We start from the raw sequence: 22,883 nt of genomic DNA on the forward strand, positions 1-22,883 counted from the left end.
CTATGAAATAGTACATCCCCTGCAAGGAATTGTCAATTAACAGAATATGTATTCCTCTATAAAGTATCAAAAAGATAGATTTCATGGTGAATTTGGCCATAAAAAAACTGGTTTCATGACAAAAATATGAAAAATAGAATTTTTATTCTGAATTAATTTGAGATTTAATTCTCTTTGTTTTGGAATATAAATAGAATAAATATTCTATTTCTTAAGTTTATGGATGAATGGTTAAGTAAGCGATCAAATTGACTTTCAGACCATTAGGCATTATCTTCAAGTACAGGGTTTAAGGAGAGCCAGCAGATGAGAAACAGGGAGTGAAAAGATGGCTATGGAACAGGCAATGTTTGCCGGAGGCTGCTTCTGGTGTATGGTTACACCATTCGAAGAGCTGCCCGGCATTCACGGAATTGTATCAGGATACGCCGGAGGAACGGTAGATAACCCTACCTATGAGCAGGTGAAGACAGGGACAACCGGCCATTATGAGGTGGTACAGATCACTTATGACCCGGAATTATTTCCTTATGAGCGGCTGCTTGAGCTATTCTGGCCGCAGATTGACCCGACGGATGACGGCGGACAGTTTCAGGACCGGGGAACACAGTACCGCACGGCGGTATTCTATTATACGGAAGAGCAGCGTCTGGCTGCGCTGGCTTCCCGGGAGCAGGTGGCGGTTAGCGGCCGGTTCGAACAGCCGGTAGTGACGGAGATTCTGGCTGCGCCGGTATTCTATCCGGCAGAAGACTATCATCAGGACTATCACAAGAAGAATCCGAAGCACTATAAAGAGGACCGCGAGCAGTCCGGGCGGGATACCTTTATTTCGCAGCATTGGGAGTAGCGAATAAGAAGTTGAAGCGTAAAAAAGCCTTTAATGACCAGGCATCTGGGAATTAAGGGCTTTATGCTATTTATGCAGCACCAAACCAAAATATGGGAACCGAAATCCGAAATTCTGTGCCTACTAAATAGTTACCAGAGCTACTATAATCAGATTTGTAAACGGATACAGAAATGCCAATATCATTCAGGAGGAATGTTAGGATGTCCAAAAAATGGCTAATGACGATGCTTGCGTTCGTGCTTTTGCTCTCATGCCTGCCCTTGTTCAATTCCAAAGCAGCCGCTGCAGACTTTACCCAAGGGGTAGACCTGTCAGGAACCTCGGCAACAATCTGGTTCAAATCTTCAGTAAATACCAGTTGGGTGGACGTCCATTACAAGGTGAATTCGGGGACTCAAAGCAATTTCCGCTCAACGTATAACAACAGCAAAGCGCGTTATGAACAAGTGGTTACAGGAATCGCCAGCGGCACAGTACTCACTTACTTCTTCACCTACAACAACGGCACTCCGGCATATGACACCGGCTGGTTCAGCTACACGGCAGGAACCGCACCGACAACCGGGCCGACAACTCCGCCGTCCGGCTCCTCAGGCTCCATCTATTCCATTGCTGCTTCTTCGATTCCGGCACCGCCCGCAGGCTCAGTCTCCGTCAAAGTCATGAACGGAACAGGCGGCGCTTATCCTGATAGCCAGATTTACTGGGGGGTGCTAGGCATCAACCCGGCCAATGGCAAATGGAGTTATCTGGACCTCAGCGGCAACCTGGTTCCGATCTCGAATGCACTGAACAATGCTTCCGGCCATCTGACCAAGAGCGGTGTGAATTATGCCAACATCTATCACACGATTAATCAGGCTTCGTGGGTAACGCTGCCCAAAATCACCTCTGGCCGCATGTTCCTCAGTGTAGGCACGCCGCTGTATATCAAGACTTATGACGATGGCTTTGCCGGACCGGATATTGATAATCCGACCGATCCTAACCGTAATCTTTATTTCGACTTCGTAGAATTCACGGTGGATGCTACAGGCTATCATGGCAATACCACCCGTGTCGATGCCTTCGGCTTCCCGATCCAGCACCGGCTGGTCGGCTTGTCCGGCGGCTATGACAAGACGGTAGGCGAGCTGGAATCGGAGACACGGGCAGGCCTGTTCACCAAATACCAGAATGAAGTTCCGTCTGCGTTCAAATCGCTGGCAACCGATCAGGCACCTTACCGGATTATTGCTCCAGTCCATGGATCGTTCAAAGCTGGCGGAGCCAACGCGAATTACTTCGCAGGCTATTCCAGCTACAGCACCCAGGATATTCTGCGCAATGACGGTTCGCTAATCGATGCCGCCACTTCTGCTGCGATCAACCGCCATGTCTACACCACCAGTAACTGGAACAACGTAGCGAACTATTACAATGCGGCTCCTGCGAACTTTTATGCGAAATTCTGGCATGATCACAGCATCAGCGGACTGGCTTACGGCTTCCCGTATGACGATGTGAACGGCCAGGCAGCCTATCTGGAAGTCGGTGACCCTAAGGGCCTGATTATCCGCGTGGCCTGGTAAGCATAGAGCCGATGGTCTCCAGCAGCGCAGCTTCCTCAATCATCAGCAAATGAGGGATTTCGTGTAGAGAGCCGGTCCTGAATATAAGCAGGCTGCCGACTCTCTCACACGATTGAAGCTGGGAGTACAGGGAAGGATCATCATCCAGTGAAGGGAAAACTACACTCGCAGGCACAGGCTCATATCCGGTAAAAGCCCACTCACCAATCCGCTCCATCGTTCCGGGATCAAACAGAAAGAAGCGTTCGTTCGTATTTTGTGTGATGACTTGACCGTTCTGAAGATAGAGCATGCCATACCCCGGATAATGGTCTTCTTCCTCACACTCGTCTTCGTAGTCCCCATCGTGCGGGCCCTGTTCCTGAAGCAGCTCCAAGGCTGGATAGGAGAACCGGGCATACACCTGCGCATCATTCTCCAGGGTGAACAGCTGACTGCCGTCAGGATGCCAAGCCGGCGCAATATAACATCCCTGCGGGAACATCTCCCTGCTATGTAACCCGTCCTGCTGAATAGATAATTCGTACACAGATATACCATCCTGACCAGCAGCAAGCTCCAGTGTTACAGCCTCCGCCCCTGGAATATCCATCAGCCGCAGCACACTGTCACCGAACGGATCTTCCAAATCTAGTGAATGTGCCAACGTTCCGTCCCCGCTATGGAACACCGAAATCCGCAGATGCTCCCCGTCCAGCCTGGCTACAGACCAGATTAAACCCCCATCACGCGAGAAAAGAACACATTCATACGCCCCGGCTTTGCTCCACAGCAAGCGGCCCGTAAAGTCCCCTGCGCCGATTGCCGCATCCTCCATAATGAAAGCCGCCAGCTCCCGCTCAGGATGAAACGAAAGGGAGTCCAGGTTAAGCGGTTGCAAGTTATAGAGCTGTCCGACTGCAAGAGGCGTGAAGTCTTCGTCCAGTTGATACACTCTGCCTTCCTTGTCATATACAACAACTTCAGGTCCGGCATTGTTTCTTGGGGCGAATCGGTAGTCGCCTACAAGTATTGTGGCGGGATTCAGTAGTATCATCTTTTTCCTCCTGCTCCTCGAATTGCCCTGAATTATAGCATCCTTAGGATGGAAAATAAACAGGAAGAAAGGTATGATAAAATAGCAATTGCACACGAAGGGAGCATCCGGGAGAGATGAAGAACGGCTTGAAGCACATCTTGTTTGATCTGGACGGCACATTGACCGACCCCAAGGAAGGCATTACCAAAAGCGTAGAGTATGCGCTTAACCAATTCGACATAGAGGTGGAGCATCCTGACCTGCTGATTCCATACATAGGTCCGCCGCTATATGATTCTTTTGTCGAGATTCAGGGCTTCTCTGCGGAGGCAGCGGCACAGGCGGTGGAATTCTACCGGGAGCGTTACCGGACACTGGGGATGTTCGAGAACCATGTGATTCCGGGCATACCTGAGCTGCTGGAGAGCTTGAGAGCCATGGGGTTCGAGCTGTATGTCGCTACCTCCAAGCCTATTGTATTCGCTGAGCAGATCCTCCGGCATTATGAGCTGGACAGGTTCTTCAAGTATGCAGCCGGCAGCAATCTGGACGGAACACGCTCGAAGAAGCGAGAGGTGATTCAGCACGTGCTGGATGAGAATAATCTGCTTGCTTCGCAGTCGCTGATGATCGGGGACCGGGAGCATGACATTATTGGGGCCAAAGCCTGCGGTGTAGCCTCAGTGGGCGTGTTGTTCGGCTATGGTTCCGAGGAGGAGCTATCGGCAGCCGGAGCAGACTATATTGCGCATACGGTGGAAGAAGCGGGGGATATAATTCTGCGGTTGCAGCGGAATGATTAAAGATTTAAGCGGTCAAGCGGAAAGCGGATTTTAAGTTTTTTGCTGCGCAGTATTGACTTCCGGCGAAGACCGTGCGTATTATGTAACCAGCAACACCATAACCAAGGCAATGACCAGAGACAGGATATCCCGTGAGGACTGACCAGAGAGAGAAGTGCAAGGTGAGAGCTTCTTACAGAGACCAGCCGGATGTTACCCCTCTATAGCTGTGACACTGAACCCTCCTGCTGTTAGCGAGGCTGTAAATGTCACCGCCCCATCCCCGTTAACGGATGCCATGAGGATTGTACTGCTCACATTTCCGCCGAACAGCCGGGGGTGAAGTGACGTATAGTCGAATTAGGGTGGAACCACGAGCTTAAGACGCACTCGTCCCTTTCCGGGATGAGATGCGTTTTTTTGTGTTTTTATATACGAATATACACTCAAGAAATGGAGGCCATAATCATGGAAATTCAAGTGCAGTTGCCGGATGGAGCAAATAGGAGGTATTCGCGTAACACCACAATTGCGCAGATTGCGGAGTCGATTAGCGTAAGTCTGAAGAAGAAGGCGGTCGCCGGCAAAATCGACGGCAATCTCGTTGACCTTGATTGTCCGGTTGAAGGGGACAGCCTCGTGGAGATCGTCCTGGAGGACAGCAGTGACGGGCTGATGATTCACAGACACAGCACAGCCCATGTGATGGCCCAGGCGGTCAAACGGATCTATGGAGAACGGAACGTGAAGCTGGGCATTGGTCCGGTGATCGAGGACGGCTTCTATTACGATATAGATATTGCCCAGCCTCTGTCCAGCGAGGATCTTGCTGCGATTGAGCGGGAGATGGGGAAGATCATCAAGGAGAACCTGCCGATCCGGCGCCGGGTGGTTAGCCGGGAGGAAGCAGTGCAGTTCTTTGAACAGCTGGAAGAGCCGCTGAAGCTGGAGCTGATCCGGGATCTTCCGGAGGACGCAGTCATCAGCCTGTATGAGCAAGGCGAATTCACGGACCTGTGCCGGGGGCCGCATCTGCTCTCCACTGGCCGGATTAAGGCGTTCAAGCTGCTTAGTGTAGCAGGTGCATACTGGCGCGGAGATGCTGACAATCAGGTGCTTCAGCGGATATACGGCACAGCCTTCCTGAGTGCTGCGGCACTTGAAGAGCATCTGCACCTGCTGGAGGAAGCGAAGAAACGGGATCACCGCAAGCTGGGCAAGGAGCTGGGCTTGTTCATGTTCTCTGAGGAAGCGCCTGGCATGCCGTTCTACCTGGCCAAAGGGATGCTGATCCGCACAGCGCTGGAGGATTTCTCCCGCAAGCTGCAGCGTGCCGACGGGTACGAAGAGGTCCGCTCGCCGCTGATGATGAACCGCCGTCTGTGGGAGCAGTCCGGACATTGGGATCATTACAAGGATGAGATGTATTTCACGAAGGTGGATGAGACAGATTTTGCGCTGAAGCCGATGAACTGTCCGGGACACATGCTGATCTACAAGAACAGCCTCCGTTCCTACCGGGATCTGCCGATCCGCATTGCGGAATACGGCCAGGTGCACCGCCATGAATCCTCCGGCGCGCTGAACGGGATGATGCGGGTCCGTACCTTTTGCCAGGATGACGCCCACTTGTTCGTGCTGCCGGAGCAGATTGAATCCGAGATATCGCGGGTGCTGGAGCTAATCGATCAGTTCTATTCTATCTTCGGATTCGAGTACAAGGTCGAGCTGTCCACACGCCCGGAGGACTATATGGGTTCTGAAGAGCTCTGGGATCAGGCAGAAGAGTCGCTTGCGCGGGTGCTGAAGAAGAATGGAATCGAATACCGGGTCAATGATGGAGATGGCGCTTTTTACGGACCGAAGATCGATTTCCATGTCCTCGATGCCCTGAAGCGGAGCTGGCAATGCGGTACCATTCAACTGGATTTCCAGATGCCCGAGAAGTTCGACCTGACTTATATTGGCGAAGATAACAACAAGCATCGTCCGGTTGTCATCCATCGTGCGGTATTCGGCTCCATTGACCGGTTCATGGGTATTCTAACTGAGCACTATAGTGGAGCGTTCCCGCTGTGGCTGTCTCCGGTGCAGGTCAGGCTGCTGCCAGTCTCTGCGGTTCATGACGAGTATGCCGAGCGGGTCAGAAGACAGCTGGCAACAGCCGGACTGCGGGTGGAGGTGGATTCCCGGAATGAGAAGCTGGGCTACAGAATCCGTGAAGCTCAGCTGGAGAAAATCCCTTATATGCTGGTGCTGGGAGATCAGGAGCAGAATGACGGTACAATTTCGGTACGAAGCCGTGCGGAGAACACATTTTTCACACTGGGCGCCTGGGAGTTCATCCAGCAGCTGACTGCTAAGATTGACGGATGGGAATAAAACGCTTCATATTTAATAGGTGAGAAGGATAACCGACAAAAAGATATAGGGGGAAATCAGTTGACAGCAATAGAAGCAGGCCAGCTTACAGGCAACGTAATCCGGCTTGTGCCTTTAACGGCGGAGCATAAACCTGAGCTTACCAAGGTGCTGCACAATCCGCAGATCTGGGAGTACACCTGGAGACGGATCAGCTCAGAGGAAGAGGCAGGACAGCTGGTGAATACGGCCCTTTCGAATCAGGCAGCAGGCAAGGATATGCCCTATGTAATGGTGGAGCAGGCATCCGGCCGGATCGTAGGGACTACGCGGTTAATGCATCTGGACCTTACGCATCGTAATGCAGAGATCGGCTGCACCTGGATCTCCCCGGATTACTGGAGAACAGCAGTGAATACGGAGTCGAAGCTGCTTTTGCTGCAATATGCCTTCGAGGTGCTGGGGCTGATCCGGGTAGACTTCTCCATTGTCAATGACAATCTGCGCTCACGGCGGGCCATTGAGCGGATTGGAGCGGCCTTGGAGGGCATCCTGCGCAAGCACCGGATCACCGCTGACGGTACTGTTATGGACAATGTGCTGTACAGTATTATCGATGAGGAATGGCCTGCGGTGAAGCAGAATCTGCTATATCTAGTGAATGAGAAATACAAATAGTAGAGCATCAGATTAAAAAGGATGGATAAGGTTGTAAAGTCCTATTAACACAAAATTTAACGGACCAGAGAGATCTTATCCCTACGAAAACGCCACTCTTTGCAGAGTAACGGACTCAGGCGACTTTATAGTCTCTCTATGAGACGTTTCGGAGCTGAAGTGCAAAGGATAAGGCCTGTGGAGTCCGTTACTCGCCCCAATGGCGACTTTCTTCCCGAATAAGTGCACTTCAGTCCGTTACGCTAAGCCAAACGCCCTGAAGAACAACGCCAGTTTGGAAAAAAGATGTAATTTGAAGGGGTGTTTCGTCTGATCCACTATTTTAAATCTGATAAGATACTAGCGCCATGCTGTGAATTCGTGCCATAACATAGAGGGGTCCTGACATGGGCTCCTCTATTCATTTTGTAAATAGCCATATCTATGAAACATTGTTATAATAGAAAGACATGAGAATAGAAACATACATTCCCATTATTTCTGGGGCCTGAGCATTTATACAACGTCTATATCTCTGTAGGTTCTGGCCCATATTTCACCCTGCGGTGCGGATTTGGGTTTATGTTATGTTGTGAGGGTGATGGGATGAAACAGCGGATTCAGGAAGTTATTGAGTGCAAGTTCAGGAAATCTCACCGGGCCAGAAGACGATTTAAGCTGGCGGAGCTTGAAAAAGCGATAATTGAATCCTTCGAGTATCCGGGAGATTATAACGAAGCAGATGGTCGATCAGCGCTTAAATACGGAATTGAAGCATTGGTGGCAGACGGATACCTGATACCTATAATCAAAAAAGTAAAATTTTCATCCACAGATTTGGAAGAAGCCTATTGGCTGACTGTACCTGCTTCCTCTCAGGCTAAATGGAGCGAGACGGCCATGATGCGGGTCATCGGCGCGAAAGGGCTGAATCTGGATTATTACAGGAATCATCCCGAAGCGCAGACGGCACACACATGGGATTACATAGAACGGATTTATGAATTTTTGCTTACAGCAGAAGACAGGAAGCTAATTACGCGTGAGGAACGCTCGCTGGAGCTTTTTGATCAGGAGAAATATTTGGCTGGGCCAGAAGGCAAGCAATTGCTATCCAGAATGGGCATGAATCTGGAGCTGCTCCGAGCCGAGATTGTACGTGAAGATTTCGGGTCATTCCGTATGCCGGGCAGGCCTGTAGACCGTATTCTCATCTCAGAGAACCTCTCTTTCTACCACTCCGCCAAAAACCTGATACAAAATGGGCTTACGGTATGTGGAATGCACCCCGATATGCTGATCTATGGTAAAGGCTGGAAGGTCGTCAGCAGCCTGCATTTTTTGGAGGAACAGGGCATTGATCCCCTTGAACCAGCGCTGTTCTATGTGGGCGATATGGACAAGAAGGGCTGGGAGATCTACGGCAAACTGAAGCTGGACTACCCGGAGCTGAACATGAAACTGGCATTGCCAGTGTACCTTTCCATGCATAGCAACGCCAATCGGCGGTACGATTATGTCAAAGAACAAACAGACTGTCCTCTGCCTTATCTGGAGCGGGTGCGTCAGGAGTTCTCAGCTATTCCCGAACTGCTGCTGTGTATGAATACCCTGCTGACTGAGAACAAGAGGATTCCGCAGGAAGTCTTAAATTATGAAGTGATGGCGAGGTTGGCAAGAGCATGAACTGGAATGATTTCGGAGAACGGAACAAGCGGCTGAACCCCTTATGGAGTCTGGGTGCAGGCATGAATCTGGGTGAGCTGCAGCCGTATAAGGAAATGATTGCCCTTAGTGTGCTGCTGCAGGTCTATTATCTGGAGCTGGAATCCAATGAACAGCGGGCCAGGGAGGATCTCGTGGATCTGGCCTGGAGCTCGCTGGAGCGCTTCGGCATAGCGAAGTCAGGCAGCCCGGAATCGGTCGAACGGCTGATAGACGGACTTCTGTGGAGCGGCAGCGGCGGGGATTTCGAGGCCCATTATTACGATGACAACTCCCGGCAGATCGGGGTCCAGAAATACAAGTATTTCACCGTGGATGAGGATGCCACACGTATCAGCTGGCAAGAGAACGGGACGACCATCTACCGGCTCTCCGAGTATGCGATGGAGCTGATCTTCATGAGCCACGAGATTATCGACGAGTTCCAGGTCAGCATCAAGCTGCTGGAGATTCAGATGCATATCAAGCATGGTCGGGTTACCCGGGCGATGCAGGATGTGAATGAGCTGATCTCCCGCGTGCGCAAAATGACCCAGCAGCAGCAGGAGTACCGCAACGCGCTGCGCCGTAATCCGAAGCATATCTTCAGCGAATACGGTAACCAGCGGCATGAGCGGCTGGAGGAGATCCACCGGCAATTTGACGAGGAACGCAAGCATTTCGATAATATCCACCGCTCGCTGGCCCGGCTGGCCAATGATGAGAAGGATGTCATTGATTTCAATGAGCTGCGTCAGCTCTCCGAACGGGTCGAGCTGTCCCGGCGGGTGCATGATGAGCTGGCCGAGGTCGTGCTGAGCATCTTCGAAGCGGAGACGAATCTGCGGCTGAACTTCCCGGAGCTATTCTGGGGAGCAGCGGGCTTCAACTTCCGCACTCATGTATGGGAGGAATGGGTGAAGCCGGAAGGGCTGCGGGATGGGGATAGCCTGGAGACGCTGATCAGCGGGCTGTTCTCGCCCAGCCAGGATTTCATCTATCCGCTGGCCTGGGCCTGGGAAGAGCAGGAGGTCGGCTTCCTGCCGGAGGATACCCAGGATGCGCCGGAGGAAGCCGGAGAAGAAGAGGATATCCATTATGTGCCCAGAGATATTCCCTGGACCGAGGTATGTGAGCTGTGGCTGCCCGTCATAGCCGGAGTGGCTGCGCAAGGCAGCTTCACCTTCACTGCGGAAGCGTTCACGGAGCAGGAGCAGCGGCGCTGGGCGGATTGTCCGGATGCCGTGGATTTGTGGGTGCAATTTTTCCATACCGTAATTACTGTCGAGGAGCAGGAAGCGGAGGGCCACGGCGTGGCAGACGAATGCCAGAAACTACTGCAGCGGCTGATGCTGGAACACCCGGAGCTTGCGGTGCTGCGCGGCACAAGGCTGCGGACCACCATCTCTGCACAGCAGCAGGGCAGCATACGTATCCCCGGCCTTGAGATCAGCCCTTATACCATTAATATAGTAGAGAAGTGAGATGATTCGGATATGAGTTATTCCCTAGAGCAAGTTCAGCAGGCTTCCCGGCTGTTCTTCGACCTGCTTCGCCGCAAGGTGATTCCGCTGGATGATCCCGCTGCCGCCGAATGTCTGCAGGATACCGCTGCTTATGATGCCCTGCAATATGTAGCCAAAGAAGCCGGCTGCCGGATTATGAATTCCGGTCACCGCCTGCACCTGCTCGTGAGTCCGATCGGCTCCGGGTTCGCCAGCAACTTCACTCAGCTGCGCAATAAATATTCACGGATAGAGCGCAAGACGCATCTACATATCATTAACGTTATAATCCTCGTCTTCCTGGCGGAGATGGATCAGGATGAGCAGCACTTCAAGCCGGGACAGCACAGCATGTCCTATATTCAGTTGTCGGATCAGGTATCCGAGCTGTTCCAGGGCTGGATCGGCATGGATGAAGACGGCAGCTTCAGCAAGCAGTGGCGGCTGGATATCCAGGCGATGCACAGAGTATGGACCAGTCTCTATATGCAGACCCGCAGCCAGGAGGAGGGCGATTCGCTGACCCGCGGCGCAGGCTCCCGGATTGGCCTCATTCACGAAGGAATGAAGCTGCTGGAGGAGGAGCATCTGGTGTTCATTTCCGAGAATGAGAAGCGCATTTTCCCAAGAGAAGAGCTGTATGAGCGGATGCGTTATCTCTACCATGATGTGGACCGGTACAAAGAACTGAAGGCTCTGGTGGGCCGGACGCTTAGCGAACAGGAGGGTGAAGCCCATGCCGCGCATTGAGCGAATCCGCATCGCCGGACTCAAATACGAGAAGATGCTGAAGAAATATGAGGATATGATCCTCGATCTGTGTAATGAAGAAGGCCCGGCCAATACCCTGATTACGCTGATGAACGGCGGGGGAAAGGGCGTGCTGCTGCAGTCGATTTTCCAGTTGCTGATGCCCAGAGCCGCCTGGGGTAAGGATAATGAGAACCAGGTCGAAGCCTTCTTCCATAATCACAAAAAACAGCTGAAGCCCTACACCTTCCATGTGGCCATCGAATGGAGGCTTGACGATAAAGAGCGGACGGAGTATATCACCACCGGGATCGCGATGACGGCCCAGCATTCCATGGACCAGCTTGAGATCAAAGTGGATTATCTGCTGTACGCCTTGCTGAAATATGAGGAGACGGCTGAGCTTACACTCTCCACCCTGCCCTTATATGATCATGAGCTGAACACGCCCGCGAGCTTCGAAGCGGTTCAGCAGTTTGTGCGGGAACGGCGGGGTGAGATTAATGTCTATGGCAGCAGCAGCTCCGATCTGAAGAAATACTATGCCTACCTGGCTGACCATGATATCCATATCGATGAATGGCGCAATATGCGCAGAATCAACGGGGAAGAGGGCGGCATCAAGGGCTATTTCCAGAAAAATGACGCCTTCACTAATCATAATCTTTTCGAGCGGCTGATTATTCCAGAGATCGGTTCCAGTCTGGGAGGGAGCCTGCGCGAGGATGAAGGCTCGCTTCAGCGGATGTTCGTGGATACCGCTACGGTTGCCCAGCGGCTGCCGATGCTGGAGCAGCGCGAGCGGGCTTTTGCCGAGTTCACCTCTCTTGCGGCTCCTCTGTATGAAGCGGTGAAACTTGGAACGGAGGCGGACCTCAGCTTCCGGGAGACTGAACGGCTAGGCGCGCAGCTCTATACTGTTATTCATGATGAACTGAAGCAGGCGGAAGACAAGCGCCGCAAAGCGGCGGATGAGCTGGCCGGACATTATATGGAAGCGAAGATGCTAAGATTCGAGAGTGATAATCTGAAGTACCTGCGGCTGAAGGAAGAGCATGACGGCAAGCAGGAGCACTTCAGAGCGGTCTCGGACAATCAGACACGGGCCAAGCAGCGTCTGGAAGAGTCGAAGCAGAGAGAGAAGTCGCTGGAGGTCGCCCACTATCTGGCCCGGCGCAAGCTGCAGCTCCGTCAGATGGAGCAGTGGCAGAAGGAGATTGAAGCCATCGAGGGTTCGCTTGCGATGAAGGAGCGACAAGAGGTCATTCAGGGAGCCAAGCAGGAACTGCGGGTACAGTGGGAGCAGGTATACCGGCTATGGCAGAAGAAGAGTCTCTTCTACAGCGCGCAGCAGCAGTCCCATGCAGCGGAAGAGCAGATTCTGCGCAAGGGCCGGGAGGAATTACTGCTGGAGCTTGGCAGACTGGATGGAAAGCTGCAGGAATTAACAGCCATGATCCGTCAGTACACAGAGGATCTGGGTGTGTTCGCTTCCCGCCACGGACAGGAAGCCGCCCACTCACCGGCCGCCGCTCTTCAGCGCGCGCTGATTGCGGCCAGAGGACTCAGTGAGCAGATGGATGCTTTGAACGAACAGCGCAAGACCGCTGAGGACCAGAAGCTGCTTCTGCATACGCAGCATACCCGGCTGGCCGAGAAGCTGCTGGGGGCCGAGGTTCAGGCAGAGGAGCTAACCGGGCGAATCGAAGCCCAGATGAACAAGGAGTCGCAGCTCTGGTCACAGCTCGTAGTGCTGCTGGAGATGTATGAGGAGCATCAGCTCTTAGGCGCGACAGCTCTATTTGAAGCGAAGCCTCTAATCCAGGAGCGGTTCATCCGCAGGCTGGAGGACACCGAGCAGCAGACGAAACGGCTGCGGCGGGATTATTATCAGCAGCTGCTGGATGTCGAGCTGCAGCACGAAGCCTACTGGCTGCCTAACCATGATATCGTAACGGTGAAGGATACGCTGGATGCCCTCAAGATTAGCTCCATGACCGGTACCATGTATCTGAACGATCAGCCGTATCTGGTCCGTGAGGAGGAGCTGGAACGACATCCGCTGCTTCCATACGGCCTGATTGTCACGAAGCGTGAAGCGGCTAAGCTGAAGCCGGAGCTGCTTAAGGAGCTTTTGCTTAAGGCTCCGGTCCCGATCTTCGTGCGCGAGGAGATGGCGGAGGGCGGTACAGACGCCTTCCTGCTGCTGGCGCATCAAGGGCCGCAAATGGTCTTGCAGCCGGATCATTTCCAGGATTGGAAGCGGGGGATGGCCTCCAGACTCCGTGAGCAGGAGGAGGAGCTTCAGGCGCAGGAAGCGTATCTTGCCAAGCTGAGATCCGCCCGGCAGGAATATGAACGTCTCCATCAGGGCGAGCATACCGCAAGTCTGCGGGCCAGACAGAAGAGTGCGGAAGCTCTGCTGCAGGAGCTTCGCAGCCAGCTGAATGAAATGAATGCAGAACAGGCACGCTATGAGGAGGTTCTGGCTGGAATTTCCAGAGACCTGTCAGCCTGCGAAGCGGATAAGTCCGAGCAGGAGGCCCGGGCGGCGGCGCTGCGGGAGTGGAATGAGCGGAGCCGGAAGCACGAGCAGAACTATACAGACAAGCACAAGTCTGTGGAACAGAAGAATAATCTCAGCAAAGACATTGCAGTGAAGGACCAGCAGCTCGCCCGGCTGAAGGCGGAGATGGACAGCCTCGCCTTGCAGCGCGAGAAATGGATCGGGGATGCCCGTTATTCCGTATTCCCGCGGCTGCAAAACTGGTTCCCGGACATCGAGTTCCCCGGTGAATCTGCGGGTGCCAAGGTTCAGGGATCTGCTGCGGAGGCGGATGCTAAGGCAGAAGAAGCTGCTGCCGATGAAGTGCTAAATGAGACGGTACAGGACAAGCTGCTGCAGCTGCTCAGTACGGCCGAGAGTCTTCAGCAGTCACTAAGCCAGAATGAGCTGGAGATCCGCACAAGAACAGCCCAGATCAAGGCGGCCAGAGAACAGCTGGCAGAGCTGGAAGCTGCTGTGCAGCAGGTAGATGCCGGATGGCCGTCTTCCCCTGAGCCGCAGGATTCGCCGGACATGATTCAGTCCGCCAGAGTCCGCCAGAAGAGCGACACGATGATTCTGGACGAGGATTATCAACAGCTCCGTGACTCCTTCATCCGCTGTCAGACCGAGCTTGACAGCCTGCACAAAGAGCTGGGCAAGTCCGAGAAGGCGATTAAGGAGAAGCATGAGCGGACGGTAGAGCTATGGCATGATCCGCTGGAACAGAAGGAGGAAGAGATCAGTCTGCGGGTCCGGGAGAATGAGCATCTGCTGAATAACAGTAAGCAGGCGCTGGCTTCCTTGGATCAATGGCTGCTCATTCTCGGCAATCAGAGCCGGATCATGGATACCCATGTCGAGCACCGTGCGCCACTCCGGGAGGTGCCGGAAGAATTGCAGCTGAGTGTGCGGGAGAGCTGCGAGACGCTGGTGGAGGATTGGCTGCAGCGCAGCAAGGAGAGCCGCAGCCAGCGGGCAGAGGTCTCCCGCAAGGTCAAGGAAGAGAAGACTGGGCTGAGCGGCAAGGTAGCCAAGTCCGGCTGGAATGCGGAGCTTGAGACGAAGATTCAGGAACGCCTGAACAATGTTCACTGGGATGATTTCGCTATCGCCTTACAGGTGCTGGATTCTATGCTTCAGAGCTCGCGTGATCAGATGGAGAGCATCCGCAGCGATAAAGAGGATATGGAGCTGTCCCGCAAGCTGTGGGTAGGCCGGGCAGCCAAGCGTGTGGTGCAGATCGTTGATATTCTGAAGCGGATGGAACGCCGGATGATCATTCACAATGAGAACGGCCATGCCTTCCCGCTGGTTAAGCTGAATTACAAGAATATTAATGTTCCACGGACGACTGACGACATCGAACCGCTGGTCAGCGAATACTTCAACCGCTGCATCAGCAGCCTGCTGGAGCGGTTCCCGAAGATGGAGCAGGTTCCTGCTTCAGCCGTCAGAGAGCTGATTAACGATGGACGCATGGTATACGCGGCGCTGCAGAACCGCTTCCCGGTATTGCAGGTGTATAAGCCGGTGACGGAGAATTACTTCCTGTATGCCGCTCCCGAGGACTATCACTATTCCGATTGGGAGGTTATCAACCGCGGCGCACTGGATGAGGCGGTGGGCAGCGGCGGACAGCGCCAGTCTGTTCAACTGCTGGTGGCGATGATGATTATGACCCATAAGCGTGTTAACCGGGAAAATAAAGGCTGGACGGTCTTCCTGTACGATAACCCGTTCGGAGAGATGGTCTCGAATAACGTGCTTGATCCGGTCTTCGAGATCTCGAAGGCGCTGAAGTTCCAGTGGCTGATCGTCACGCCGCCGGAGCTGGTCAAGAATGATGTCAGCATCCGCTTCGGCGTGTACTGGCAGCTGTATTTTGGCGGAGATAAAGGGGATGCCCTGGATTCGACCCTGGTCAAAGGCGGGCGCAAGCTAATCCCTGCTTCATTATTCTAGTTAATCCAACAAATCCATTAGACAGGTGGTAGTGTGAATATGATGAACTTAAAATCGGCAACGAAATTAGCTAACGGTGTAGAAATGCCATGGTTCGGGCTGGGTGTGTTCAAGGTACAAGAGGGCCAGGAGGTTATTGATTCGGTCAAAGCAGCCATCAAGGCGGGTTACCGGAGTATCGATACTGCATCCGTATACGGAAATGAAGAAGGGGTCGGGCAGGCTATCCGTGAATCGGGAGTAGCGCGTGAGGAGCTGTTCATCACCACCAAGGTATGGAATACCGAGCAGGGCTATGATTCTACGCTGGCCGCATTTGACCAGGGCTTAAGCAAGCTGGGACTGGATTATGCCGATCTGTATCTGGTGCATTGGCCGATCCGGGCCAAATACAAAGACACCTGGCGGGCCATTGAGAAGCTGTATGCGGACGGCAAAGTCCGTGCCATCGGGGTATCCAACTTCCAGATCGATCATCTGAAGGATCTGCTTACTGTGGCCAAGGTGAAGCCGATGGTCAATCAGGTAGAGCTGCATCCGCTGCTTAACCAGCAAGAGCTCCGTGAGTATTGCAAGGCGCAGGGCATTCAGATTGAAGCCTGGGCCCCGATGGCTCAAGGGCATCTGCTGGACAATGAAGTGCTGGCCGAGATTGCAGCCCATCATAACAAAACGCTGCCGCAGGTCATCCTGCGCTGGGATCTGCAGAACGGAATCGTGACGATTCCGAAGTCGGTCAAGGAGGAGCGGATTATTGCGAATGCTGATATTTTTGACTTCGAGCTGTCTGAAGAGGAGATCAGCCGGATCAACGGCCTGAACCGCGATCAGCGCTTCGGCTCCCATCCAGACCGGTTCAATAACGAGTAAGCCCCGGCAGACTCTTTTGAATAATTACTAGATTCGGACATACACATAAGAGAGATGGAACTATACGTCCATCCTGTACGTAACCGATATAGTAATAGAAGAGATACGAGAAGCCGGAGGGGATTTAATGAAGCGTGCAAGAATACTGCAAACAGTGCTGGCCGGTATGCTGTTAATGCTGCTGCTGCCGTTCATTCCGGGGAAGGCGGAGGCGGCAGTGCCGGCTCATTCGGAAGCCTTTTATGTGAATGACTTTGCGAACGTGATTGATGAGAAGACCGAGAATTACATGGTCAACTATGGGGTGAAGCTCTATCAGGAGACCGGGGCGCAGGTAGTGCTGGTTACGGTGAATTCGACGAACGGCGTATCTATGGAGAAATATGCGACCTCGCTGTTCAATTCATGGGGGGTCGGCTCGGCAGACAAGAATAATGGGCTTCTGCTGCTGCTCTCCATTAAGGACGATGATTACTGGGCCGTTCCCGGCAAGGGACTGGAGACTGAGCTGAACAGTGGCGTTATCTCGAAGATTCTCTCGGCATCATTGGAGCCGGACTTCGCAGCCAAGAAGTACAGCGCAGGTGCTAATAAAACCTATGGCGCTTTCATTCAGAAGCTCGGCGGAAGCTACTCGGAAACACTAGGCACCCGCAATTATGTCTCGGACAATGCCGGAATCCTCCCGCAAGTTACCAAGGATTATCTGAACCAGTCCAGCAACCGTTACGCGGCTACCACCGGGAGCGGAATCTATGTGGTAACTGTTAAGAATACTGGAGGCAAGAGCCTGCAGGATTACACCTATGCGAAGTTCGCCGGGGTTGCTGCCGGGCCCAGAGATGTGATGCTCGTACTGGATATCGGCGGGGATAACTATCATGTGCTACAGGGTAAATCGATCGACGGAGTGCTGACGAATAATCGGATCAGCGGGATTCTGGATACGGTGCTGGAGCCCAAATTTGCGGCAAAAGATTACGCAGGCGGCGTGGTGGGGACGGCGAATGCCTTCTACGGCTTCTTCCTGGCCCGGGTGGATGCTGCATCGGGGAAAGCCGCAGGCAGCTCCACATCTGCAACAGCCTCTACCGTCAGCAAAGCACCTGTGGCAGCGAAAGAACCTGTGGAGCTGGTGCCTGTCTCCAGATCGAAGGGGATGCTGATTCTCGGGATTTTCCTGGTTCTTGTCGCACTAATCAGTCTCGCCGCCAGCGCGCGCAACCGCTATGTTGCCCGTTACGGGATACGGATCAATCCGCATAACCCGCGCAATATCCGGCGCTATGGCGCCTGGACCGGCCAGCCCGGCTATGGCTACAGCCAGAGAAGAAGATATCGGCGGCCGCACCATCACAACCATTCCTCTGCGGGGAGCAGCTCCTCATCCAGCTCCAGCAGCTTCTGGGGCAGTAACTCCGGGGGCGGCGGTTCTTCGAGCGGAGGGGGAGCGGAGCGGTATTCCTCTCATGACGACGATGATGATGACGACCGGAATCACGGCGGTGGCGGATACTCGGGCGGCGGCGGAGCTGGCCGGTATTCCTCCCGTGATGATGACGATGATGATAGCAATTCCGGAGGTGGCGGCAGTGCAAGCAGCGGCGGCGGTGTGGGGAGACATGGGTGAGATGAAGTACCGAAGTATGCGTATCAGCAAGTTTTTGGAGGATGAACACGCAGAAGGCTGTACTGCATCATAACAGACATAGGAAATGCAAAGCTTACACCGGTGTGGTTGGTCTTCTGCAGATTTATGGGTGCTGCCAGATAAAGAAAGCACCTATGTAGGAGAGGGACATTCTTGGCTAATTTATCAATAAGATATCAAATGAAGTGGAAGTACTTCTTTTTATTGCTTGGATTACTATTAGCTGTTCTATCTGGTTCGCGCTTATTGTGGATGGAGGTGTTTGGTAATCTGCAACAGGATTCTATCCACAACGGCGAACTCGATTTACGTGATTGGAATGCAGAAGACGGGAAGATCATTTTGCTGGACGGGGAATGGGAGTTCTATCCTTCACAATGGATCTCAGAGGGAAGTAAGCAGCTGGAGCTGGCCGGGAGTGAGCCAAGAATGACTCAAGTACCGGGGGGATGGAATACAGCTGTGCAGACGGGCACCTCAACTCCATACGGATTTGGCTCTTACCGTTTGCGATTACATGTGAATCAGGAGCAGGGTTTGAATTATAGTATTCATGTACCAAGTATCCGCACTTCATCCAAAGTGTATGTCAACGGTCGTCTGCTGGCTCAATCCGGGCGGGTGGGGGAGTCGGAAAAGGTCTCTATCGCTAACAATCTTCCGTATTCGGCGACCTTTACGGCAGACAAAGACGGCGTAATCGAGCTGATGGTTCAAGCGTCTAATTATGTGGATAGCCGTAGTGGTGGCATTGTCCGGTCTATTAAATTCGGTTCAGAACAAGCGATAATCCAAGAAATGAAAATTTCGGTTTCTATGCAGGTTCTGACAACGGTTATTTTTCTGATTCATTCTGCCTATGCGCTTATTTTATTTATACTGGGCAATAAGGAGAAAAAGCTGCTATATTTCTCGCTGCTTACCTTCTGCTTCACACTAAGCAGCGGTTTAAGCAATGATGAAAAGCTGCTCCACCAAATTTTTTACATCGGCAATGCTTGGGATTTTCGGTTATCCAATGCAGTTTTTTTGCTTGGAGCCTATGCCCTTTTGGAATGTACTAATCATCGTGAACTCGCTTTGTGGTACAGGATCTATCCTGTATTCAGGGTTATCATTTTGGGGAGCGCAGGAATTACACTGTTCTTAAATACATATCAGATAACCAGGATCTTTCCCTTGTACTATCTGCTAGGCGGTATGGTCGGCGTCATTTCGATCATCGCAATCTTTAGAACCCTGGTCAAGGATATGAGAGGAAACCTATTGTTTTTCTTTTCCGTTCTTGCGTTAATCCATCATTTCATTTGGACACTTCTCTGGCGGGAGGGCGGCTATAGCGTTGTCTATTATCCTTTTGATCTGATTATTTCAATGGGGTGCTTGGCCTCAGTATGGTTTAGAAATTATTTCAGCATGTACCAAAATACGAATGAACTTGCAACTGCCTTGCAAAGAATGAATGACCATAAGGATCAATTTTTGGCGAATACTTCTCATGAATTCAAAAACCCGCTTCACAGCATACTTAATCTTTCGCAATCCGTTCTAAAACGGGAACAGCATTTGATGCAGGATAGAAGCATTAAGGAACTCGAAACTATTTTCTCGGTAGGGCGCCGGTTGACCTTGATCTTAAACGATTTGATTGATGTAATGAGTTTGCGTGAGGGGACCCCCCGTATCTTTCCGAAAGTTATATCGATTCAGCCGATTGTGACAGGCGTACTGGATATGCTGCAATTCAATGCAGAGGTGAAATCTGTAGAAATAATAAACCGGATTCCTGAAAAATTCCCTTTGGTCTACGCAGATGAGAACCGGATGATTCAAATAGTCTTCAATTTGCTTCATAATGCTGTGAAATACACCAATAACGGCGTCATTTCGATTTCGGCTTATGATCAGAACGGGCGCGCTTATATCGCCGTTGCTGACACTGGAATTGGAATGGATGAGGAAATGCTTAAACGCCTGTTCCGGCCTTATGAGCAAGCTCAGACAAGTGACACCATGATTGAAGGCGGCTTTGGGTTAGGCTTGAGTATTAGCAAACAACTGGTTGAGCTTCATGGGGGCAGCTTAGAGGTGACTTCTACCAAGGGAGAAGGCTCGCAATTCATTTTCTCTGTAGAGCTGTCTGGCTTGGGAGCGGAAGCGGAAAGTGCAGGGACGCACGCTGTTCAGCCAGTACCGGCATCTTCTGCGGCAACTCAAGCATCTGTTCTTGGGAACATGGACGATGCGATTATCCAAAGTGCTGAGACAGCGGCGGCATTCGTCAGCATGGATTCCGTCCGTCCGGTACTCTTAATCATCGATGATGATCCCGTGAACCTTCAAGTGCTGGAAGCCATCCTCCCTCCAGATGAATATGACATTACACTGGTAACCAGTGCCAAACAAGCTTTGGCCATTCTGGATACTAAGGACTGGGATCTGGTGATCTCCGATATCATGATGCCGGTCATGTCCGGCTATGAGTTAACCCGAAGAATCCGTGAGCGCTATACCTTCACAGAGCTTCCGGTGCTGCTGCTTACAGCAAGAAGTCAGCCGCAGGATATTCAGAGCGGTTACCTGGCAGGAGCGAACGATTATGTAACCAAACCAGTCGAGGCATTAGAGCTTACACTTCGAATCAAAGCGTTAACGACGATTAAGCAATCCATCCGGGAACAACTTCGTTTAGAAGCTGTATGGCTGCAAGCGCAAATTCAGCCTCATTTTTTGTTCAATGCATTAAATTCTATATCCGCCTTAAGTGATATTAATTTGGAGAAGATGCGTGATCTGCTTGATGAGTTCACTAATTATTTGAGGAACAAATTCAAATTTCAGAATATGGACAGTCTTGTGCCCATTGAAGAAGAGCTGAGTCTAGTGCGCTCTTACGTGTATATTGAACAGGTCCGGTTCGAGGACAGGCTGCAGGTGATTTGGGAAATTGATGAGACAAAATACATCAGGGTTCCTTTTTTGTCAATTCAGCCTCTCGTGGAGAATGCGATCAGGCACGGAGTCATGAAGCGCAAACGTGGAGGCCGCATTGTAATACGAATTTCTGTTGTGGAGACCCTTGCAGAGATAACCGTCCTTGATGATGGGGTAGGAATGGAAGAGGCTCAATTGCAACGAGTGCTGGATAGGAATTCAGCCAACCGATCCGGTGTTGGATTAATTAATACAGATCAGCGATTGAAACGACAGTTCGGTACGGGTCTTGATATCAAGAGCTCGTCGGATACAGGGACAACGGTCACTTTTCACGTTCCGCTCAGCGTAGAGAACGCCCGTGAATAGACTGTAATTACTTTGGAACGGAAAGGAAAAAAACGACCTTATGAGTCAATCAATTCATATCCGCCGGATGAAGTCCGAGGACACGGCATGGATACATGAGGGGCTGGCCCCGCACGATGTCAACAAACCGTTAGCTTATATTGAACAGTGTTGGAAGGAGAACGAAGGGGAGAAGCGGCTTACGCTCGTAGCCCTTCGTGAGAATGAGTTTACTGGCTGGGGACATATCGTCTATAGCTCTCACTATCCTTATTTTGCCGAGAATCACATTCCTGAGATCCAGAATCTTGATGTAATTCCCACCCTGCGGAAAAGCGGTATCGGCAGTATGCTGATGGACGCTCTCGAAGCAGAAGCCTTCGCCAGATTTGACACGGTTGGGATTGGGTTCGGACTATATGACAGCTATGGCACAGCCCAAAGGCTGTACATTAAACGGGGCTATGTCCCGGATGGCCGGGGACTCATGTATGACAATCTGCCCGCAGTTCCTGGAAGCCAGGTTCGGGTGGATGATGAGCTCACGCTATACTTAACAAAATCAAGGTAGCGCAGGAATTGTCATTACTATAGCGGCAGTCAGGGAGGTTAATTCCCGGGCTGCCGCTGTTTGGTTTCTTTAGCTCTCTGCATCATAACGTGTTAAAAACGCTGGAACCAATACAGGATTTGTCATCAGTGCCACCGATTCATTCTCTAATTCCTCAGCCAGCTCATCGTCGGTCATTGATATAAAGAAGGTAATGTCTTCTTTGGTTTGATTATATTTTGTGAAGATATCGCCCTTGGTTTCATTAACCACCTTGGCAATGATTTTGACCATTTCATCTTTATATTGGTATACATTATCCTGTGCATATAAAAAACGGCTGATATGATTGAAATGCGAATGCTCGCCATATTGGAACTCGGAAATTCCCCATCTGTAATAAAGCTCGGTTTCAGCATCATCACATAACCCTTCACTTCTCATATCGGAAATATGTCTGGCAAGGGATTGCTCTGTATTGACAGCAAGGAACAGAGTGACAAAGTCGCTATCCGTCCCGACTGCGCAGGCATATACCTTCTCATGTGCTGCTTCCTCTAAAATACCTTCAAGGTCCGCCACAAACCCCTCACGTATCTGTTGTTCAAATTCAGTCAGAAATGCGTTCATGATAACCCTCCTTATATTATGTTTAGTATGACTTCACTCTACCATAATTTAGCTGCAACATAAGCAGTTTACAGTTTATGGACAGAGAATTAAACAAACTGAAACTTTTAAATCCGGAATTTCGTCTATCATGGAAGTTGTGAGTTTGTAGATTTAACCATTATCAGTTTGTTAGGGAGGATTTCAGAA

Annotated in this window: 15 protein-coding genes; 13 read left to right on the forward strand and 2 right to left on the reverse strand. The window is 51.7% G+C overall.

All coding sequences use genetic code 11. The features are described from left to right. The first annotated feature begins 334 nt into the window (after positions 1 to 334). Positions 335 to 850 (forward strand): peptide-methionine (S)-S-oxide reductase MsrA, encoded by a 516-nt coding sequence (msrA, locus tag MKX63_RS27510; RefSeq protein WP_341023316.1) that lies wholly within the window; start codon positions 335 to 337, stop codon positions 848 to 850. Positions 851 to 1,053: 203 nt separating this feature from the next. Beyond that, on the forward strand, positions 1,054 to 2,424 hold the full coding sequence (locus MKX63_RS27515) for a glycoside hydrolase family 64 protein (RefSeq protein ID WP_341021662.1): 1,371 nt from the start codon (positions 1,054 to 1,056) through the stop codon (positions 2,422 to 2,424). On the opposite strand, the gene MKX63_RS27520 is transcribed toward MKX63_RS27515, so the two are convergent. Further along, the gene (locus tag MKX63_RS27520; RefSeq protein WP_341021663.1) at positions 2,405 to 3,460 is read right to left on the reverse strand and encodes a hypothetical protein; all 1,056 of its coding nucleotides are present in this window, start codon (positions 3,458 to 3,460) and stop codon (positions 2,405 to 2,407) included. The genes MKX63_RS27515 and MKX63_RS27520 overlap by 20 nt on opposite strands. Positions 3,461 to 3,576: 116 nt before the next feature. Here MKX63_RS27520 and MKX63_RS27525 point away from each other — a divergent pair, with 116 nt between their 5' ends. From MKX63_RS27525 to MKX63_RS27575, 11 genes are all read left to right on the forward strand, one after another. Beyond that, entirely contained in the window at positions 3,577 to 4,245 is a 669-nt protein-coding gene (locus tag MKX63_RS27525; RefSeq protein ID WP_341021666.1) for an HAD family hydrolase, read from the forward strand. 447 nt (positions 4,246 to 4,692) lie between these two features. Beyond that, positions 4,693 to 6,606, forward strand: coding sequence for a threonine--tRNA ligase (gene thrS, locus MKX63_RS27530; RefSeq protein ID WP_341021667.1), 1,914 nt, complete (start codon positions 4,693 to 4,695; stop codon positions 6,604 to 6,606). Positions 6,607 to 6,666: 60 nt separating this feature from the next. Next, a complete protein-coding gene (locus MKX63_RS27535; RefSeq protein ID WP_341021669.1) occupies positions 6,667 to 7,263 on the forward strand; it encodes a GNAT family N-acetyltransferase in 597 nt (198 codons plus the stop codon). A 585-nt stretch (positions 7,264 to 7,848) separates the two neighbouring features. After that, positions 7,849 to 8,928, forward strand: coding sequence for a hypothetical protein (locus MKX63_RS27540; RefSeq protein WP_341021671.1), 1,080 nt, complete (start codon positions 7,849 to 7,851; stop codon positions 8,926 to 8,928). Then, the gene (locus MKX63_RS27545) at positions 8,925 to 10,430 is read left to right on the forward strand and encodes a hypothetical protein (RefSeq protein ID WP_341021672.1); all 1,506 of its coding nucleotides are present in this window, start codon (positions 8,925 to 8,927) and stop codon (positions 10,428 to 10,430) included. Before MKX63_RS27540 ends, MKX63_RS27545 begins: the two co-directional genes overlap by 4 nt. Before the next feature lie 12 nt (positions 10,431 to 10,442). After that, on the forward strand, positions 10,443 to 11,201 hold the full coding sequence (locus tag MKX63_RS27550; RefSeq protein WP_341021673.1) for a DUF6063 family protein: 759 nt from the start codon (positions 10,443 to 10,445) through the stop codon (positions 11,199 to 11,201). Beyond that, positions 11,188 to 15,711, forward strand: coding sequence for a hypothetical protein (locus tag MKX63_RS27555; RefSeq protein ID WP_341021674.1), 4,524 nt, complete (start codon positions 11,188 to 11,190; stop codon positions 15,709 to 15,711). Before MKX63_RS27550 ends, MKX63_RS27555 begins: the two co-directional genes overlap by 14 nt. 39 nt (positions 15,712 to 15,750) lie before the next feature. Further along, positions 15,751 to 16,581, forward strand: a complete 831-nt coding sequence (locus tag MKX63_RS27560; RefSeq protein ID WP_341021675.1) for an aldo/keto reductase — start codon at positions 15,751 to 15,753, stop codon at positions 16,579 to 16,581. A gap of 127 nt (positions 16,582 to 16,708) precedes the next feature. Then, positions 16,709 to 18,211 (forward strand): TPM domain-containing protein, encoded by a 1,503-nt coding sequence (locus MKX63_RS27565; RefSeq protein ID WP_341021677.1) that lies wholly within the window; start codon positions 16,709 to 16,711, stop codon positions 18,209 to 18,211. 201 nt (positions 18,212 to 18,412) lie between these two features. Further along, positions 18,413 to 21,535, forward strand: a complete 3,123-nt coding sequence (locus MKX63_RS27570) for a hybrid sensor histidine kinase/response regulator (RefSeq protein WP_341023318.1) — start codon at positions 18,413 to 18,415, stop codon at positions 21,533 to 21,535. 40 nt (positions 21,536 to 21,575) lie between these two features. After that, positions 21,576 to 22,085 carry a GNAT family N-acetyltransferase gene (locus MKX63_RS27575; RefSeq protein ID WP_341021679.1) on the forward strand — a complete coding sequence of 170 codons (510 nt, stop codon included), beginning with the start codon at positions 21,576 to 21,578 and terminating at the stop codon, positions 22,083 to 22,085. A gap of 69 nt (positions 22,086 to 22,154) precedes the next feature. Here MKX63_RS27575 and MKX63_RS27580 read toward each other — a convergent pair whose 3' ends face one another. Then, a complete protein-coding gene (locus tag MKX63_RS27580) occupies positions 22,155 to 22,694 on the reverse strand; it encodes a DUF4303 domain-containing protein (RefSeq protein ID WP_341021681.1) in 540 nt (179 codons plus the stop codon). Between the last annotated feature and the right edge of the window lie 189 nt (positions 22,695 to 22,883).

The organism is Paenibacillus sp. FSL R7-0179, assembly GCF_038002265.1.
Classification (GTDB): domain Bacteria; phylum Bacillota; class Bacilli; order Paenibacillales; family Paenibacillaceae; genus Paenibacillus_AQ.

What these genes read in the sequence shown, in the direction of transcription:
- MKX63_RS27520 (WP_341021663.1), bottom strand. Translation starts at nt 3,460, where the DNA reads ATGATACTACTGAATCCCGCCACAATACTTGTAGGCGACTACCGATTC.
- MKX63_RS27525 (WP_341021666.1), top strand. Translation starts at nt 3,577, where the DNA reads ATGAAGAACGGCTTGAAGCACATCTTGTTTGATCTGGACGGCACATTG.
- MKX63_RS27580 (WP_341021681.1), bottom strand. Translation starts at nt 22,694, where the DNA reads ATGAACGCATTTCTGACTGAATTTGAACAACAGATACGTGAGGGGTTT.
- MKX63_RS27575 (WP_341021679.1), top strand. Translation starts at nt 21,576, where the DNA reads ATGAGTCAATCAATTCATATCCGCCGGATGAAGTCCGAGGACACGGCA.
- MKX63_RS27570 (WP_341023318.1), top strand. Translation starts at nt 18,413, where the DNA reads ATGAAGTGGAAGTACTTCTTTTTATTGCTTGGATTACTATTAGCTGTT.
- MKX63_RS27540 (WP_341021671.1), top strand. Translation starts at nt 7,849, where the DNA reads ATGAAACAGCGGATTCAGGAAGTTATTGAGTGCAAGTTCAGGAAATCT.
- MKX63_RS27560 (WP_341021675.1), top strand. Translation starts at nt 15,751, where the DNA reads ATGATGAACTTAAAATCGGCAACGAAATTAGCTAACGGTGTAGAAATG.
- MKX63_RS27545 (WP_341021672.1), top strand. Translation starts at nt 8,925, where the DNA reads ATGAACTGGAATGATTTCGGAGAACGGAACAAGCGGCTGAACCCCTTA.
- MKX63_RS27550 (WP_341021673.1), top strand. Translation starts at nt 10,443, where the DNA reads ATGAGTTATTCCCTAGAGCAAGTTCAGCAGGCTTCCCGGCTGTTCTTC.
- MKX63_RS27565 (WP_341021677.1), top strand. Translation starts at nt 16,709, where the DNA reads ATGAAGCGTGCAAGAATACTGCAAACAGTGCTGGCCGGTATGCTGTTA.
- MKX63_RS27555 (WP_341021674.1), top strand. Translation starts at nt 11,188, where the DNA reads ATGCCGCGCATTGAGCGAATCCGCATCGCCGGACTCAAATACGAGAAG.
- thrS (WP_341021667.1), top strand. Translation starts at nt 4,693, where the DNA reads ATGGAAATTCAAGTGCAGTTGCCGGATGGAGCAAATAGGAGGTATTCG.
- msrA (WP_341023316.1), top strand. Translation starts at nt 335, where the DNA reads ATGGAACAGGCAATGTTTGCCGGAGGCTGCTTCTGGTGTATGGTTACA.
- MKX63_RS27515 (WP_341021662.1), top strand. Translation starts at nt 1,054, where the DNA reads ATGTCCAAAAAATGGCTAATGACGATGCTTGCGTTCGTGCTTTTGCTC.